At 37.1% G+C, this 16,801-nt stretch carries 17 protein-coding genes; 12 read left to right on the top strand and 5 right to left on the bottom strand.

What is annotated here, in order from left to right; genetic code table 11:
• Positions 1-595: 595 nt before the first annotated feature.
• The gene (locus tag IQ247_RS09530; RefSeq protein WP_228059606.1) at positions 596-1,087 is read left to right on the top strand and encodes a hypothetical protein; all 492 of its coding nucleotides are present in this window, start codon (positions 596-598) and stop codon (positions 1,085-1,087) included.
• Here IQ247_RS09530 and IQ247_RS09525 read toward each other — a convergent pair.
• The 4 genes from IQ247_RS09525 to IQ247_RS09510 form a co-directional block, all read right to left on the bottom strand.
• A complete protein-coding gene (locus IQ247_RS09525; RefSeq protein ID WP_193919298.1) occupies positions 1,079-1,588 on the bottom strand; it encodes a hydrogenase maturation protease in 510 nt (169 codons plus the stop codon). The two genes, IQ247_RS09530 and IQ247_RS09525, sit on opposite strands and share 9 nt — an antisense overlap.
• Before the next feature lie 654 nt (positions 1,589-2,242).
• Positions 2,243-3,439 (bottom strand): glycosyltransferase family protein, encoded by a 1,197-nt coding sequence (locus tag IQ247_RS09520; protein ID WP_193919296.1) that lies wholly within the window; start codon positions 3,437-3,439, stop codon positions 2,243-2,245.
• 693 nt (positions 3,440-4,132) lie between these two features.
• Positions 4,133-4,558, bottom strand: a complete 426-nt coding sequence (locus tag IQ247_RS09515; protein ID WP_193919294.1) for a hypothetical protein — start codon at positions 4,556-4,558, stop codon at positions 4,133-4,135.
• A gap of 96 nt (positions 4,559-4,654) precedes the next feature.
• Positions 4,655-5,926 (bottom strand): nickel-dependent hydrogenase large subunit, encoded by a 1,272-nt coding sequence (locus IQ247_RS09510; RefSeq protein ID WP_228059605.1) that lies wholly within the window; start codon positions 5,924-5,926, stop codon positions 4,655-4,657.
• On the opposite strand from IQ247_RS09510, the gene IQ247_RS09505 reads away from it, so the two are divergent.
• The 10 genes from IQ247_RS09505 to IQ247_RS09460 all read left to right on the top strand — a co-directional run bounded on the left by IQ247_RS09505 (position 5,919) and on the right by IQ247_RS09460 (position 13,495).
• Positions 5,919-7,202, top strand: a complete 1,284-nt coding sequence (locus IQ247_RS09505) for a site-specific integrase (RefSeq protein ID WP_193919292.1) — start codon at positions 5,919-5,921, stop codon at positions 7,200-7,202. The genes IQ247_RS09510 and IQ247_RS09505 overlap by 8 nt on opposite strands.
• Positions 7,203-7,500: 298 nt before the next feature.
• A complete protein-coding gene (locus tag IQ247_RS09500; protein WP_193919290.1) occupies positions 7,501-8,838 on the top strand; it encodes a helix-turn-helix transcriptional regulator in 1,338 nt (445 codons plus the stop codon).
• Between the two features lie 89 nt (positions 8,839-8,927).
• Entirely contained in the window at positions 8,928-9,320 is a 393-nt protein-coding gene (locus IQ247_RS09495; protein ID WP_228059604.1) for a putative dsRNA-binding protein, read from the top strand.
• 36 nt (positions 9,321-9,356) lie between these two features.
• The gene (locus IQ247_RS09490) at positions 9,357-9,983 is read left to right on the top strand and encodes a ribonuclease III domain-containing protein (protein WP_228059603.1); all 627 of its coding nucleotides are present in this window, start codon (positions 9,357-9,359) and stop codon (positions 9,981-9,983) included.
• 93 nt (positions 9,984-10,076) lie between these two features.
• Positions 10,077-10,391 (top strand): hypothetical protein, encoded by a 315-nt coding sequence (locus tag IQ247_RS09485; protein ID WP_193919288.1) that lies wholly within the window; start codon positions 10,077-10,079, stop codon positions 10,389-10,391.
• A 189-nt stretch (positions 10,392-10,580) separates the two neighbouring features.
• The gene (locus tag IQ247_RS09480) at positions 10,581-10,784 is read left to right on the top strand and encodes a hypothetical protein (protein WP_193919286.1); all 204 of its coding nucleotides are present in this window, start codon (positions 10,581-10,583) and stop codon (positions 10,782-10,784) included.
• Complete coding sequence (locus IQ247_RS09475) at positions 10,771-10,977, top strand: phosphoheptose isomerase family protein (RefSeq protein ID WP_193919284.1); 207 nt, start codon at positions 10,771-10,773, stop codon at positions 10,975-10,977. Before IQ247_RS09480 ends, IQ247_RS09475 begins: the two co-directional genes overlap by 14 nt.
• Positions 10,978-11,085: 108 nt before the next feature.
• A complete protein-coding gene (locus IQ247_RS09470; protein WP_193919282.1) occupies positions 11,086-11,238 on the top strand; it encodes a hypothetical protein in 153 nt (50 codons plus the stop codon).
• A gap of 131 nt (positions 11,239-11,369) precedes the next feature.
• Entirely contained in the window at positions 11,370-11,711 is a 342-nt protein-coding gene (locus tag IQ247_RS09465) for a hypothetical protein (RefSeq protein WP_193919280.1), read from the top strand.
• Positions 11,711-13,495: an ankyrin repeat domain-containing protein gene (locus IQ247_RS09460; RefSeq protein ID WP_193919278.1), complete on the top strand. Its 1,785-nt coding sequence runs from the start codon at positions 11,711-11,713 to the stop codon at positions 13,493-13,495. Before IQ247_RS09465 ends, IQ247_RS09460 begins: the two co-directional genes overlap by 1 nt.
• A 983-nt stretch (positions 13,496-14,478) precedes the next feature.
• On the opposite strand, the gene IQ247_RS09455 is transcribed toward IQ247_RS09460, so the two are convergent.
• A complete protein-coding gene (locus tag IQ247_RS09455; protein WP_193919277.1) occupies positions 14,479-15,003 on the bottom strand; it encodes a nickel-dependent hydrogenase large subunit in 525 nt (174 codons plus the stop codon).
• A 268-nt stretch (positions 15,004-15,271) separates the two neighbouring features.
• Here IQ247_RS09455 and xisF point away from each other — a divergent pair, with 268 nt between their 5' ends.
• Positions 15,272-16,588, top strand: a complete 1,317-nt coding sequence (gene xisF, locus IQ247_RS09445; protein ID WP_193919275.1) for a fdxN element excision recombinase XisF — start codon at positions 15,272-15,274, stop codon at positions 16,586-16,588.
• The last annotated feature ends 213 nt before the right edge of the window (positions 16,589-16,801 follow it).

Here is a 16,801-nt window from a genome sequence, read left to right as displayed (position 1 = left end):
TCATAGCGAATGCTGGAACGCTGGGTATTCACATTAAATTATCTCTATTAGGAATAATTCTTGTATTTTAGTTTACAAAACCATTTATAAAGAGTAAATGTTTTATATATTACAACATAAAAGTATCAGTGGCTGCTTTTTTTTTATTTATTGTGTTTATTATAGGTCTAGCTCAAAATATAGATACCCCAAGCGTGAGATGTTGCTTTTTGGATAACGGACAATATGCAAGTACAATTACTACCTGTGGAGTACAAGACCTAAAAGTCTTGGGGGATGAATAATCCTTTGCTTCTAACTACATTACCTTTCTTGTTTCAGCATTTAGAACGGAGATATAATCATCAATATCTATTATCAACTATGTCCAAAATAGAACGTTTTTCTGTGCGAAGGTAAGGATTTAGTTAAGGAAAGTAAGATTAATCTTCATATAGGTTATCTATAGATTAAAGCAATTTTTTTTCAACTATCATATACTAACATTATTGCTTGTATGTGATTATAATAGTTGTGGAACTATTAGATGTGGTGTAAATATTCTCCAGCTAAATATATATTTAGCTAATTTTTTTGTTTTGATTTGTTTTAAATTATGGCTGATCTGGCAGTAATTTATAATAACAAAAAACTAGAATATTTAGCTACAAATCAATTTACTGTTTGTGGTATTGTGATTGAAGTTTGCAAGAAAAATTACACGGAAGAAGACATGAACAATAAGTATTTCTTTCAGAATGATGATTTGGGACCGTTTCAGCCATCATCAGCAGATATTGTACTACGTCAGCAGTTGGAGAAATCTCTAAGTAAGTTCTTTTACGATAATTGCGATCGCAAAATTCGCGATTTACTATCGGTTTGTCGGTGGTATGTGACTACCCAAACCTCTGCAATGGTTTTGGTAATCGAGTGTCCCGACCAAGTGACCAACTGGCGGGTATTACAAAGAATGGTACCAATGGCATCATTATTGAATAATATTGCGAGCAGCGCTAAAATTCGCATTTGTCCCCCTGTCAATCAAGGAATACCTTTTGAAATGAGGGTAGATGAATTATCTGTTTATCGAGAAGACTCAGCTTAAAACATTAGTGTCAGACTCTAGATTATGTCCAATAATTGTCTTAATTTGTTCAAACACGAAATCGGCAGAATGCTTTACAGCAGCACTCAACTCCCAACCAAAATCAAGATTTGCGGCTTCAATTAAATAAACCGTCACACCGATGGGAAAATCATCTTTAAAGATTTTTTTTCCGGCAGCGATTGCGTTATCCCAGCGAAAATCATGTAAATTATAACTGGGTTCTGGTATTGCTTCTAATTCTTCCCCTGGAAGTTTAAATACAGCACCTGGTTCGGAATTTGTCGAACTCGCATCAATAATTATTAGGTGTTTACTACCTCTTGCTTTAAACATGACTTCCGTCCCTGCGGTTCCGCAGTCGTAAATTTTCACGTGAGGATGAGGATATGTGGCAAGATATTGCTGTAGGCGTTGAGCAATAATTACACCTACAGCATCATCATTGCGATTAAGGTTGCCGCAACCAATGATTGTGAGGTTTGTTTGGTGATTCGTCATTTATAGTCATCTTTTCTAATTCTGATTATCCTTATCGGTAAATTCTTTGCTGCCAGAATAATTCAGAGAATATGGATTTGTAATTAAACAGACAGATTTACGCTTTGTTTGCAGAGCTGTACAAAAATTGACGACAATTTTTGAAGAGTACGGCGTTTGTTTTCGTTTTCCTATTCTACATATTTTTAGAGATTTTTTTCTATTTTGAAATAAAAAACTCAAAAATACTTTTGATATCATTAATAGATTGATTTTAAAGTATACATATTTACAAAAATATGGTTTTTTTTTCATAAATTGCATCATAAAAACCTATTGTTAAAATAATTACTAATTGTTTGGCTTCGTTTTTACCCGCCTGGGACTGCAAGTCCCAGTCTGATAGCAGAAGTCTATTAAAATGGACTAAAAATATTACAGTTTTACGTTAGTTATATTTCTATTTATATTTTTTATTATTTAGCTAATTATGCGGCTCTGTGCAAGATATAAGTTTGTAAACTATTTCTCAACCTTGAGACTAGAAAGCACTCAGAACAACACCCAAAACGTAAAGACGCAGCAATGCTACGTCTCTTTAGAGTTTTAAGGTTTTCAAATTAGATACTTCAAACAAGGTCGGTTGAGCAAAAAAAGCATCCCAATTGATAAATTTTAATTCCTTTGAAACTCTGCTAACAGTTCTTGTTCGGAATCAGTAGTAACAGATTCCAAATATGGATAAATATCAAACCGAGAAATCTCATTTTTAGCTGTTGACAGTTGAGATTTGTGAGAGGGAACTCGTAAAATCCAGCAATTATTGGTATCGTCTATTTTCTCTAACCTTTGATTGCAGTTAGCACCTTTACCATTAGGAATCAAACCTGTAAGTACAATTATTTTCGGCTTGATAGCACCAAGTACATCAAGTCCCCCTAATTTGGCATTTTCTTGGATTTGTTTTTCTAATTCCTTTACGCCGTCGAGGATATAAACTGCTTGTTTATCAGTATCTGTTTGTCCTAAAACGTCTTCTGAAGTAACTAAAACCTTAAAACCCATGGGAATTCGGGAAAGAAAATTGGACAATACTTGATGATCAGCACAATCAATCAATTGTTCTAGTAATGATAGAGTTTCTTGCGCTCTACTAGCGGTATTTCCCCAACCAGGTTCAAATCCAAAACTGCGTAATTCAAAGCGAAAGTTTTCGTAAGATGTGTGAGAAGGATATTTATCTAAAAGGTCAAGTACTCGTTTTACCTTTTCAGATAACTGCAATTTATTTTTGATACGTTCGTTGATTAATAGCTGTTGACCATTATATTTATGCTGGCGTAAGAAATTGAACAAAGTTTCTTGCCAACTACTGGAATGCTCGTCAAATAATTTACTTGATAGATAACGACTGAGGGAATCAACTCGATTACCAATTTTTTTTGAACCACTTAGACTAGAAGAGTAATCATAAAAAGATTGAAAATCAATTTCCAACACTTCCCCATCTTGAGAAGAATCGCTAACGCCAAGTTTACCTCGTAAGTTTGATAATTCTTCGCTATTGATAGCTTCTACAGTCATATCTGACCACAAACGATAAGCTTCTTGAGCCGCTATTTGGCAACGAATCACAAAATAAAGACTCTCTTTGTCTAAGATAACTTCTTGAGTGGAGTAAATTAATTTACTTAAATTTGAATTACGAGATAAATTTTTATCTTCTCCATTAATGCTGTAATACTGATAAAAAATAGTCAAAATATCGTCACGGAGTAGATAATGCTTTTGAGATTGACGTAATAAATTAGTGAACTCACGTAAATTAATATTTTCGTGACTAGCTATGATGTTTTGAATTAAATTAGACATTTTTATTTAGCCTCCATAAATTAACAGATAAAATTTTTGTCAGATACTTTTCAAGTATATGTAGCAGAAAGTATGGGAAATGCCTCATCCGCAATCCACCTTAAAGCAAACGCTATTAATAATAAGCATTTACAGCTTTTATATTTATCTTCTTAGAAGGAATTACTCTTGCTCCAAGAAGTGTAAAATATGTGATTTTTCTATCCTGGCAGAGAATAAAGTGTCAAACAGCAATAGAGTTAAACCAAACAGTTTTTATGTGATGATTTCTTAATCGGTTTTAACTGACTTCAGTAGAAATAGTCAACGTTTTAATAAAAGTTTAAACATTTACTGATGGTAATTCCACGAACAGCATTTAATATTAGTTTACTGCTGCGAGACTCTATAGGACTCATTATAAACGAACTTAAAGTACTTTGGGAGCAATCCTTTTACGAAATTAATCCATAAAACCATGACTTTAACTAATATATATGGTCAAATGATTAACACGAATTAATCGATTAATACAAGTGTAGAAAATAACTAATTTAATTTGATTATTTTTTTGTTATTAGTTGAAGCTACTGAATTTGACTTGAAAACCCGATTTTTAATTGAGTTTTTACAAATAAACCTCACCCCTTCCCTTCTCCAAAGCATCGGAGAGGGGAAAAGGTGAGGTATTTATTGTCTAATTTTGAATTGTATTCAAGCCGACAATTTGACATTATGTTCTTGAGCAATTTGAGAAAGTTTCTCTAACTGCTGTTGAGATGCTTTAGTTAACAACTCTTCTGTTTCTGTTTCGTCACTTCCTTCAGCAGGAAATAAATGTTTAACGTAAAGGGAAATAAAATCAACCATCGCAGGTAAACCAGATAAAGAATGGTTATCGGCTTGTTTTCCGGCAAATGTTGCGATTAATCCAGTTCTAATATCATTTCTTGTCGTATCCATAAATTGACCGACAAGTTGTGGAATATAATCCTCTATCGGTAAATCTTCTAACTTCGTTTCATCGGGAGTAAATTCGTATCCTGCTTCCCTGGCTTGTTGAGTAACGCACCACTGGGTAAACTCTTGCAGTGCTTCTTCGGGAAGATTGGAAAAATATTCGTGTAATGGTTTTGACATGGTTAATGTTGGTAATAGGTAATTGGTAATAGGTAATTGGTAATTGGTAATATGTAATCAAGTAAAATTTTCAACCAATTCTTCATTACCTATTTTTTAAGCGGTGCGAAAACGCGCTAATTCTTCACCCGTCTTTGCATCATGAGCATGAACGGTACATACTAAACAGGAATCAAAGGAACGGGCTACGTGTCCTACTTCAACCGGATCTGTTTGGTCAAAAATCGGTGTACCGATTAAAGCTTCCTCGATGGGACCGCGTTTTCCTTCACCGTCACGAGGTCCGATATTCCAAGTTGAAGGAGCCATGATTTGATAATTTTTAATTTTGCCACCTTCAATATCTATCCAGTGACACAAAGCTCCTCTTGATGCTTCTGTAGCACCCCAACCGCGTCCGTCTTGTTCTTTGGGTTTAATGTACCAAGGGTCATTCAAACGGAATTCTCGCAAACAACGTTCCGCTTGACGATAAAGCTTGACAAGTTCGTGGACTCGTGCTAATTGACGTAGATGAATACTAGCACCACCCATTTGTTTAAAAGCATCGAGGATAAACCCATCATAATGTTGCCAAGTTTCGCCGTGGGTACCACCAGCTACCAATTGACGAGCCAAGGGACCTGCTTCTAAACGTCCATAATCTACGTGAGTTACCGCAGTTCCCCAAGAATAGGCATTTTCAAAATCCTTAACGTTGTTATTGGTGGGTCGAGTATTGCGATCGTAAGGGTGAACGTCTTGGGTACCTTCGTCATACCATGAATGGGTGGTGTTTTCGCGGACAAAACCATGATTCATGGGAGTGTGAGTATCAGTAAAGCTATCGTAAACGCCACTTTTCATAATTACAGCAGCATTTCGTCCTTCAACGGTGGGTTTTTGATATTTCACTTCATGAGGTAAATATCCCCAGCTAACATATTTACCCAAACCCCCACCATATTTATGTAAACCAATATCCAAACCCATACGCCAATAAAAACCCAAATCCGAATTAGCATGATTTGGGCTTTCATCGAGCCAGTTCATAAAATCTTCATAGGTTTGGATTTCTTCATAGCGTTGCAAAGAACAACCCAACCAAACTGGTTCGAGCCAATTGGTACGGAAATATTCCAAAATCGACCAAGCGCGGGTAACGTCAGTCAATGTCGGAGCGCACATCACTCCACCGGGAACCATATAACTGCTGTGGGAACGGGTGAAATGCTCAAAACGTTCGCGAGCAACTTTGCGATCGCGCTTTAATGATATTTGCTCACAGTTTGTTTTTTGATCTGAATTTATAAGTAGAAATATATTTTCAACGCAGAGTAGCGCTGAGGTAACGCTGAGGAGCGCAGAGTAATCACAGGGAATGAGCAAATTTGAGCAAAAGTTAGTCGAAGCAAATTCTAATTTAAAAAGGGATAGAGTTAGAGTCAGTATTAAACAAACTGGGAATTCTCTACAGTTACGAGCAACTCTACCGTTGAAACCAGATGATTATAACTGTTCCGGTAAAGGTAGAAAGCAGTATGATTTGTCTTTGGGTATACCAGCGAATTTAGAAGGACTCAAAACCGCAATTGAAGAAAGTTACGAGTTAGGTAAATTAATCGCTCGTCATACTTTTGTGTGGAACGAAAAGTATTTAGGAATAAAAATTAGAGAAAGAAATCGGGAAAAACAACAGATAAAAACCATTGGGGAATTATTAGATAAATTCGAGGATAATTATTATCAAAATCGTCAGAAAACTATCACCAGTCAAAATACTTTTGCTAATTACATATCAGTAATTAAAAGAAATTTTTGTTTAACAAGTTTAGCAACAAAGCATAATTTTGAACAAGTAATTAATACATCGAGGGGAAATAAAAAAAACGAACTAATTGCAGTATCTTCTGTGTTGATCAAAACCTTTGAGTTAGGATTTTCACTTGATGTGAAGCGCGATCGCGTTACTCCCAAATTCCGAGAAATTCCCGACGACGAGAAAATCATTTATTCCTACAAGCTATTTGAAAAATTTGCCCTCAACCGTAAAAATACCAATATCTGCGATGCAACGGATACTTGGATAATGTGGCGTTGGGTGTATGGAATGCTAGCAACCTTTGGTTTACGCCCAAGGGAATTATTTGTCAAACCCGATCTTAATTGGTGGATATCCGCACAAAATATAGATAGTACCTGGAAAGTCGATCAAGATACTAAAACCGGGTATCGAGAAGTCATCCCTTTCGTACCCCAATGGATAGAATTATTTGATTTAAAAAATCCCCAACCGTTAAAAATTTTGGAGCGGAAAATTTCTCAAATTACATCCGTGCAAAATATCAATTGGATGCGTCGAGATATATCCAGATGGTTTAGAAAAGTTGGCATTGAATTTCAACCCTACGACTTGCGTCATGCTTGCGCGATTCGCTCGCACCTCCAGGGAATACCCATCAAAGCCGCAGCAGATAACTTAGGTCATACCGTTGAGGAACATACAAAGACTTATCAGCGCTGGTTTGGAATGGAGAATCGTAAAAAAGCCTTTGGGGAAGTCATTAGTCAAAAATCCGTAATTGAATTGCAGAAAAATGAAATATTAGCGCTACGGATGGAAAATGAGAGGTTGAAATTGGAAGTTGAGAGGTTGAAATTCTAATTCCATACAATCTAATTATCAAGATTAGCTACATATAAATATTTTGGTTCGTAGTAGCGCTTGAGCGTTGTTATTTTTAAATTTAAATAAGGATTAAAGCCCAACTACAAAACCCGCTTTCTTAACGCGATCGCATATAAGCAGATTTTAGTAAAAAAATATTAATTGTGTCCGGAATCATCTAGTAATAATACGTAAATTTTCACAAAGAACATCGAGTCAAATTTTTCTTGCAAAAATTATTCGAGACCGATGTGTAAAAAAATGCTGTAAGCTGCCTGTGTGAAAAAACATAACTATGAAACTGTTAAAATTTATATTTACTGTCCTCTGGGGTTTGGGCTACCTGGGCAATGGAATTTTATTTATCTCAATTGAGTGGAGCTTTTTAGAGCAAAACTTTATCCAAATTTTTAATCCATATTTACATTTGCAAGTTTTTGGTGTGTTGCTTACCGCTCGTCTTTTTTGGGTATTTCTAGCTATGGCAGTAATCGGTTCTTATGCTGTAAGTATTACCGAAAGACATCTTGCTCAAGTTGCTGAACAAACCAAAATCGATGCTGCAAAAACTGTATATCAATCACCCCAAACATTTCCAGAAAGAAAACCTAAACATTCATCACCTTCTACAGGGAGCGAGCAGAATTACTCTAATTACCGTAATCAACCTCCACAAACATTTCCTAAATCAGCGAATAAAGTAGAAACTGAGTCAGTTGAACCACAAGTTAAATTGTTGGAATGGGCAATTCAAAGCAGTCAAAAGGTAAGATTTAGTTACGAAACAAGAGATGGTGAGAAGAGCGAACGCACTGTCACCCCAGTTAGCTTCAAGACGGTTAAACAAACTTTATGCTTGGAAGGCTACTGTTATCTAAGAAGCGCTAAAAGACACTTTGCGCTTAAGCGTATGCGAGATATTGAGATTGTCTGTGCAAGCCAAGTAAATTATTCGCCAGTGATTTCTGATGTAATAACATTACCCAATGTTCCGGAAAAAGTAAGCCTTGTATCGCAAATTCCGTTACCTAAAGTTACCCAAACAAAAAATAATCAAGTAAAGCAACGCCTTTATATCAACTACCGTACTAATGAACTGGAAACAATCGCTACTTCAGAATGGGATAATACAGAAGTTTTGAACCAGATTCATTACGAGTTAGAATTTCGTTCTCGTAAAAAAGCTCTCGATCTGCGTAAATGTATTGCAACTAGATTAACTCAGTTAGAGGAAACACAATTTAATTGGTCAACAACAGAAGCTAATTCTGGCTTGCATAACCTCTCAACTGATGCTTTTAAATATGAAGAAGGGCTACTTAAACATTATGGTTACAAAGTTGGAATGAGTGGTTTATCACAAAGAGAGCGTTGGGAAATTCTGGATACAGTATTTTTGCAACCTTTATTAATAAATATAGATAACGTTGCTTATTTAAAGGAGTGGGGTGAACCTAAAAGCGCTAGAAGATTAAAAAAAATAGTTGACTCGATTGCTACATTTACTCGCAACGCAAAACGACGCAATCAAAGTAGTTTTAGTAAAGCAATTGAGGATTGGGAAACTGATTTAACGTATTTGAAGAGGAATTACTACGATAATCGCTTTTCATTCCAGTATCCACGCACTTAGGGATATGGGAGTCACAGCCTGTATTTTTTGATATTTTTGAATTTTACTTCTTGACAACATTTGCTGTTGAAGTTGGGTTAGATTTTAGAATGCGACTAGGACAAGGTGCAATCCGTGATGGTGGTTATCAAAATCCGAATCTTCTGAGCAGCACTTTTGAAGCAGTCATTGGGGCTTACTATTTAGATAAAAAGCGAAATATTGAAGCACTGCGTCCTTTAGTGGAACAACCATTTGATTCTGTGCCTCAAGAAGTTATGGTAAAACGCTCAAATATAGACTCAAAAAATAAGTTCCAGGAACTTGTCCAGGCAAATGGGGCAAAGAGTCCGCCGAATTATGACACAAAAAAATTAGGTGGAACAGATCATGCTCCAGAATTTTTTTCTCAGGTTTATGTAGATGGTAAATTCTACGGTGAGGGTAAAGTAGTAAGAAAGATGCAGAAAAACAGGCGGCTGTTGATGCTATATCCAAGTTAAATAAACGAAGATTTTTATAAATAGGTAGATTAAAAAATGAGAACTGAAAATATGTCAGCTAATGTTTCATATGTTGGGCAGCGTTTGGGTTATACCTTCAAAAATCAGGATTTACTCGTTCGAGCGCTAACTCGCAAGACATTTGCACAAGAACAAAAGCAGCAGGGTCGAAATTGTGAAGATCAAGAAGTTTATCGGACTCTTGGGGACGCAGTTTTAAAGCTAATCTTAGTTGAGATGCTCATTGACGAGGGTAAAAATAGCCCTGGGTCGATCACAGAGGAAAAGAGTAAGCTTGAAAATCGAAAAAATCTGGCACAGATGTTTCAAAAGATGGGAATTACAGAATTTATTCGCTTTGGAAAAGGAGAAGAAAAACAAGAAATTTCTAACCAATATTCAGTTTTAGCAGAAACATTTGAAGCACTAGTTGCAGCAATTCATCTTGATAGCGGAAGTCATGAAATAACCAAAGGAGTAGTGATTAATTTATTCAAGGAAACAGTGGTAGGACATTCTAATCATCAAGTGTCTAATCAAGACTCAGAGCTTGATGAAATTAGTAAAACTTGGATACATTTTAATGTTTGCAACACTTGTGTTAATAGTGATATATGCGCCATAATCAGGATGTGTTACTTAGATGTAACTGGTGATAATTAGTGCAGCATAACAACTTTGGTGCAATGGACTGACCAGCAACCTTAAATATTTTAGAGAATAGCGATCGCAATTTTTTTGGCTTGAATTAATTGTATGTCAATTGTCATGCATTGTCAACTTTGTATGTCAATTTTATGGAAAGTGATAGAAAGTGGTTCTATACTTGAATTACATTGTCATACAAAAACGAAAATGAAAGCAGACGATAGATTGATATTCCGGTTGCCAACATCCAGAAAAATGGAGTTTATTAATAAAGTAGAGAAGGAAGGTAGAAAAACGTCGGAAGTGCTAAACGAATTAGTCGAAAGATACCTAAGCGAACCGGATCAAAGAATTGGGGTCGAAGAGTTAAGCTCAAGATTGAAAAAGATAGAGGAAATAGTCATGGGGGAATCAGCCGCCTAAGAGAAGAAAACAACACTCTTAGGCAACAGCATAATTTAATTTCTCGAATAGTTAAGGAAAGCCCGTCTTCATTGGAGTGAAGCGGGCTTTAAGTTTTTACAGCTTTGTATGACATAAAATCAATTTTGTCATACAATTGGCGGTGCGAACAGTCAAGCAACCATGCTAACCGCACCATGAAAATTAAATATGGAACCAACAATAGAAGCGTTAAACCGAGCTTATATTTTGATGCAAGACGCAGCATTTGAGTTGTACTTGGCATCGGACAAAGCAGTTGAAAGTGGCTTGGACTCCAGCGCTGAGCTACTCAGAGTTCAAGCCGACAAAATATTTGAGCAAGCCGAAAATTTAGGAGCAATAATTATGGAGTTGTCAAATGAAAACAGTTGAAGAGTTAAAAAGCCGAATCAAAGAAATCAGTTCCGAATGTGTTGACTGTGCCAAACGCGGGAATGAATTGATTCACGCTGGCAATCGGGAAGAAGGAAGTAAGCTGATGTGGCAAGCTTTCCGTGCATCCAAGCGCTGCCAAGCTTTGTATGCTGAATTGGTGCGTCGAGAAAAGCTAGAACAAGCTAGCTAAGATTTTACAGGTATAGCATTGTGCCGTAAACACAACGCTATTTTCGGTAACTTTTCCCAACGTCGTAGCTACCAACAGTACGGCGTTTTTAATTTGCTTCTAATATATATGAACAAAATCAACATTCCCGCATCTTGGACACCACCCAAGTATCAACTCGGACAACGAATCGAACAAGGTGAAATTGTCGGCATAGAATACCATCTTCCAGGCACACAGCGGGAACTGCAAAACCTAGATTCTTCGTTTTACTCAGAATGACATATTTATTTAATAAACACGCTCTTAGATATTCCAAGTAGGGTTGAGCAACTAAATTACTCAACTCAAAGTCTTACTTATTCATAACGTAATTATTTATGTCAGTTTGTATCAATACTTGGTAATTACTCATGAGTAAGAATATCAAAGCAATTGTGATCGCAATATTAATACTTACTTCAGTATTGTCAACTTATATTTTATTAGGAAAATTTCCGTATACGGGAGCGCAAACCTTAATCGGAATCACACAAGGAGCGGATATCAACGTTCCATATAATCACAAATACGGCATCCTGGGATATGCATTCACCAGAAACTATTATAAAAATGGAGAGATTGCCGAAAGCCGCATTGAATCCTTTAATAATGTCCGATTTGCGTTGTCTGTTTTCCTGACAATCGGAGTTTGGGGAATAGCTGGATTAATAATTTATAAATCTTTTATAGGAAATAAGGAAATCACATCATAATGGCGAAATTTAACTACAAATCATCTCGTTATCTCTTCAAGACAATTTTTCTGATTTCCCTTACTGCTTTGGGAACAATGGTAATGATACCATTTGCTGTTGAATCTAAGGTACCAAAGAAAACCTCTAATTCCATCTCTCCTTTTTGCAAAGTATTATCGGAGAAATTTAGTCCTTTTGGTGCTGCTCCTGATTTATCTGTAGCTTTGGGTAAAGCAATCGATCAAGGTGGTAATTTGAATCAACCCTGCGATATGTTTGGTGAAAAGTGGCTACCACTTAACATCTTGCTGTCTACAGATGAAGCACTTGCTCAGCGTTTAATTCAAAGAGGGGTAAATGTGAATGCTCGCGATGGCAAAGGAGATACTCCCCTACATTATGTGGGAAAATCTGAGAAAAATGCGCGATCGCTTTTAGCTCAGGGAGCAAAGGTGAATGTCCGTAACCAGAATGGTAATACCCCACTCCACAACGTTTTTGGAGAGAAAACCGCTGCTGTAATCAAACTGTTGATCGATCGAGGCGCTAAGGTTAACGCTAGAAATCAGGAGCAAATGACACCGCTACATCTTGTTCCCAATTCAGGAAAAGCTGATATTACCGAGCTATTGATTCGCAGTGGTGCGGATATAAATGCTCGCAGCAATCAAAACTGGACACCACTACACTACGCAGCATCAAATCTAGAAATCGCCAAAAAACTGATCGAAGCAGGCGCGGATCTAACCATCCAAAATCGTCAAGGGGCTGTGATTCACTCTCAGGATATTAACCCCACAGTACTACAACTCCTACTCGATCGGGGAGTTGATGTGAATCTCCGCAATGCTCAGGGACAAACTCCGCTGCACGTGCATCGTTTCCAACCTTCTTTGATTAAACTGCTGCTGGATCGAAAAGCAAAAGTTAATTTGCAAGATGTTGAAGGTAAAACCCCTCTATATGATGTGAATCTGGAAGTAGCTCAACTACTGGTTGCAGCGAATGCAGACTTAAATATTCAAGATAATTTAGGTAGAACACCTCTGCATCAAGCAGTATTAGAGGAGCAAAGTTTTTTTGGACCAGAATTAGTTACACTATTCCTCAGTAAAAATGCTAGGGTTGACATCAAAGATAAGCAGGGTAAAACGGCTCTAGACTTGGCTCGACAACTGAATAAAACCCAAATTATTAATTTGCTAGAGCAGTATATTGCAACTAAAAACGGTAAAACTCCAACTACAAATATTTCCCAACTCCAAGAGTTGCTCAAATCCAAAAACTGGGCTGCTGCGGACAAAGAAACCCGTCGCTTATTATCACTTCAAAAAGACCTCTACAGTCCGAATTCTGCCACTATTCCCTTAGAATTGATTCGAGAAATTGATCGAGCTTGGCTAGCCGCTAGCAGTGGACGATTTGGTTTCAGCATTCAAGCTAAAATTTGGCAACAAGCAATGGCAACCCATCCCCACAATTCCGAAGCAGCTGTTAATGCTTTTCGCGATCGCGTTGGTTGGAAACTCACAGTTCCTCGCACCGAAAACGATTTTATCAGCAGCGACTGGCTCAATGAATCCGAACTCAATTATTCACTACAAGCTCCTACGGGACACTTACCTTGGGCAGGTGTTTCAGATGCAGTAGTACAATCGATAGCAGTCCCTCCCCCTGGAGAACATTGCGGTAGCTGTACCATTGATGCCATGTCTTTACGATATCAGCGATTTTATGGATATTTACCCCAATTTTTTATACGGGTTCAAAAAGCTTTGAATACCCCCGTAACGCAAACTTAATCTTGGCGATCGCACAAATATTTAGTCAGGACTTACGCATAAATTCCTAGAAACGCAGTTTATGCAGCGTAAGTCCTAATTAAGTATACTAGTATAAAATGATTTTTAGGTTATTGTGTCCGATAAATTTCTGTAATATTTTGAATAGCATTGACCGATAACTGCACTAGTGATTATTGCGATCGCCAATACTCTAGTACAGCACGGCGTAAATAAAGCAACCATTTAAAATGCTTGAAACCCTTATCCTATAATATTTTTGACTTTTGACGAACGCGCAGCGGTACTAGTCAGTTGCTTAATAGGAAATCAATTAGCATAATTGTTGATATTAATATCAATCTAACGATGGCAAATTGTCTTTTGCGTTAAGAAATCTCCAAAGATAACTGTTTTGATGATTCATAGGCAGTAGGCAGTAGGCAGTAGTGACTCACCCTTATTCATAGTGAGATGAACCGCGCTCTTCGAGCGAATGAAAAATTGACGTTTTATACCTCGCGCTCATTCAGCCTCTGTATAATTCTTGATTTTTACTGATTTCAACTCAGAACGCGCATTTTAAATTGATACTTTTTACCCACTGCCGATTGCCGACTGCATTTTGTTGTAATTATTAAAACAACAATAATCTAAATTACGTATTTATATAGAGAAAAATCCGGGTTTTTATTTCTATATAGAGAAAAGAAATATACATCGTCCAATAAGTGATTCTTGGAATCCCCCACTGATTCGGAGTACCGAATGCAGTAGTGGGAGGATTTGACATAATAGCGATCGGCATTCTTTTAGAGGTTGAATTAAAAGAATCTATTTTTTCGCTGATGTTTTCAATAATTCCAAAGCAAGGGAAAATTTAGGTAATGATTGATAAAATCAAATGACTTTAAACTAAGGAAAATAATTAAATTGGATAAGAAGAAATGTGTAAATTTAAGGAAAACCCAGGGAATCATCATTAATATCTTTTCAAACGCCTATTATATAAAGGATTCCGCCATATAACTGCTGTGGGGCCATTGTCCACCAAATAAAGCATAAATTTCTACGGGCTTACCAGAAATAGTTATGCCAATTTCATAAGACTTACCCGTAAAAGGTGCAAAACGGCGACAAGCTTCTTGATAAAAATGGCTATGCCGATACTTTTTATTTATCAGATCGATCGCAAACAGTCCATAGAAATAGCGAGGAATACTTTGTATAGTTTCTACAATCTGACCGATATTTCTCGCCAAAATTGCATTGCGCGGAACTTCAGTTTTCCAAGCAGTATCCAAAGCCCAAGCTGCACTAGTTAAATGAGAAGCACCGCAAATACCGCAGACACGAGGTGTCACAATTAACCCAGCCTGTGGGTCTTTACCGCGTAAAATCACTTCAAATCCGCGAAACAATTCCGCGTGAGTCCAAGCGTTGACGACTTGTCCGTCGTCGATATCAACTCTTACATCTAAATCGCCTTCAACCCTACCCAAAGGCGAAATGTCTAATGTTTTTATCATAGTTGTTAGTTGATAGTTGATGGTTGATGGTCAATAGTCATTATTTATTTAACTCCAATTACCAATTCGCAATTACCAATTCCCTATATTGTAAAAAAGTCCTCTTCTGCCCAATCTGGCATTGAGTCTTTTGCTGCCATTGTCAAGACGGCGTAATCTTTCTTATTAACTCCTGTCGGTAAATCTTTAGGAACTCCCATTACAGTTTGAGTTTCATGTATGGTGTGGTACTATAATTTTGCTCCATAAAATAACCCTTTAACCTAGAATGCGTATAGGCTATGCCCGCGTATCAACTCGTCAGCAAGCGGATACAGAAGCGCTTGATCAGCAAATAAGCCGACTTGAAAAAGCTGGGGCTGATAAAGTGTTGTATGATATCGAGTCGGGTAGAAAAGACACTAGAAAAAACTTTAACCAAACAATTGCTCTAGCTAAGAACGGAGTAGCAACAGAAATAATCGTTACGCGGCTAGATCGACTTGGGCGTAATGTAATTAGCATCCATAAAACAATAGAAACACTTCAAAAAGCTGGGGCTAAGCTTACCATTTTAGATTCTCCTCTAGGTGATACAAATTCGGCTTTTGGATGGTTAACTATTAATAATATTGCGGGGTTGGCAGAATTTGAGAGTAGATTATTATCTGAGCGAATCTCCCACGGAACCGAATATTACCGCTCCAATTTAAAATATTTTGGCAAGCCTCCGTTTGGTTATACAAAGGATGTAAATGGTAAATGCATTCCTCACCCAACAGATTGGCTAATTGCCAAGGAAATAATTTACAGATTTTACACGAACTCATTTGCTTCCATTTCCCGTTGGCTAGCGGAAAGTTTTAAAATCAAAATGTACCCTTCCAGCTTGCGTAATTGGCTGCACAATCCTGCAATACGAGGACACACATTTTATAAATTGAAATCGGGGGAAATTGATCGGCATTACACAACCCATGAAGCATTGATAACAGAAAGCGAATACCAGGATTTAGCGAAAATTACCGCTCATACTAACAAAAAAGACCCACGTAAATTTAAGCCCCACATTCTGGCTGGAATATTCAAATGTGGGGTTTGCGGACACGCTATGACTAAAACTAAAGCAGGTCTTCAGTTTCAATGTACTCAGTATAAGAAGTTTGGCAAAGCTGGATGCAGTAACGGGAAGACAATCGCTAAATCTATAGTCAAAAAAGAAGTGACACAAGTTCTCACGGGATATGCCTTTGAAGTTGTGCGGGAAGTTAATAACCGAACACAAACGGATATAGCAGTTGATAAAAGATTAATCACACTACAACATCAACTGCAAACACTCCAGTCGCTGCCTAGTAACCCCGCCATTGATTTGGCGATTACTGACTTAAAACAACAAATGAAAAATTACGAGCAACAAAATAATACTCGTGAATCCAAGACGGAAGAGGATTATTTAATGTTACGCTCGTTTGGTCAAGCGGACTTTTGGGAATTGTTATCTGACACAGAGTTTAAAGTTATCTGTTTGCGTTTTCTCGAAACCGTTGTGTTCAATGGTGGTAGGGAGATAGAAGTTTGTTTACGAGACATCTCTGTGCCGTAGTTAATTGCTTTTTCTCGAATGCTTTGCCAAATATCTTTATCTAACATGAACCTGTGTCCTGAAGCGTAATTTATTTTGGAAGGTTCGATTAATTAATTCCGCTCTTGGTGAACAGAAAGTTACCATGAATGGTACCGTTGTTAAGATTTAGATACAAAGCGAAAAGCTTACGCCCTATGTGAGATTAAAGAATATTCGGATGTAGATTTAAAA

The sequence above is a fragment of the Plectonema cf. radiosum LEGE 06105 genome (assembly GCF_015207665.1).
GTDB lineage: Bacteria > Cyanobacteriota > Cyanobacteriia > Cyanobacteriales > Nostocaceae > Rivularia > Rivularia radiosa_A.
Note: the sequence above shows the minus strand (reverse complement) of the source record. Positions and strands in the feature narration are given on the sequence as shown.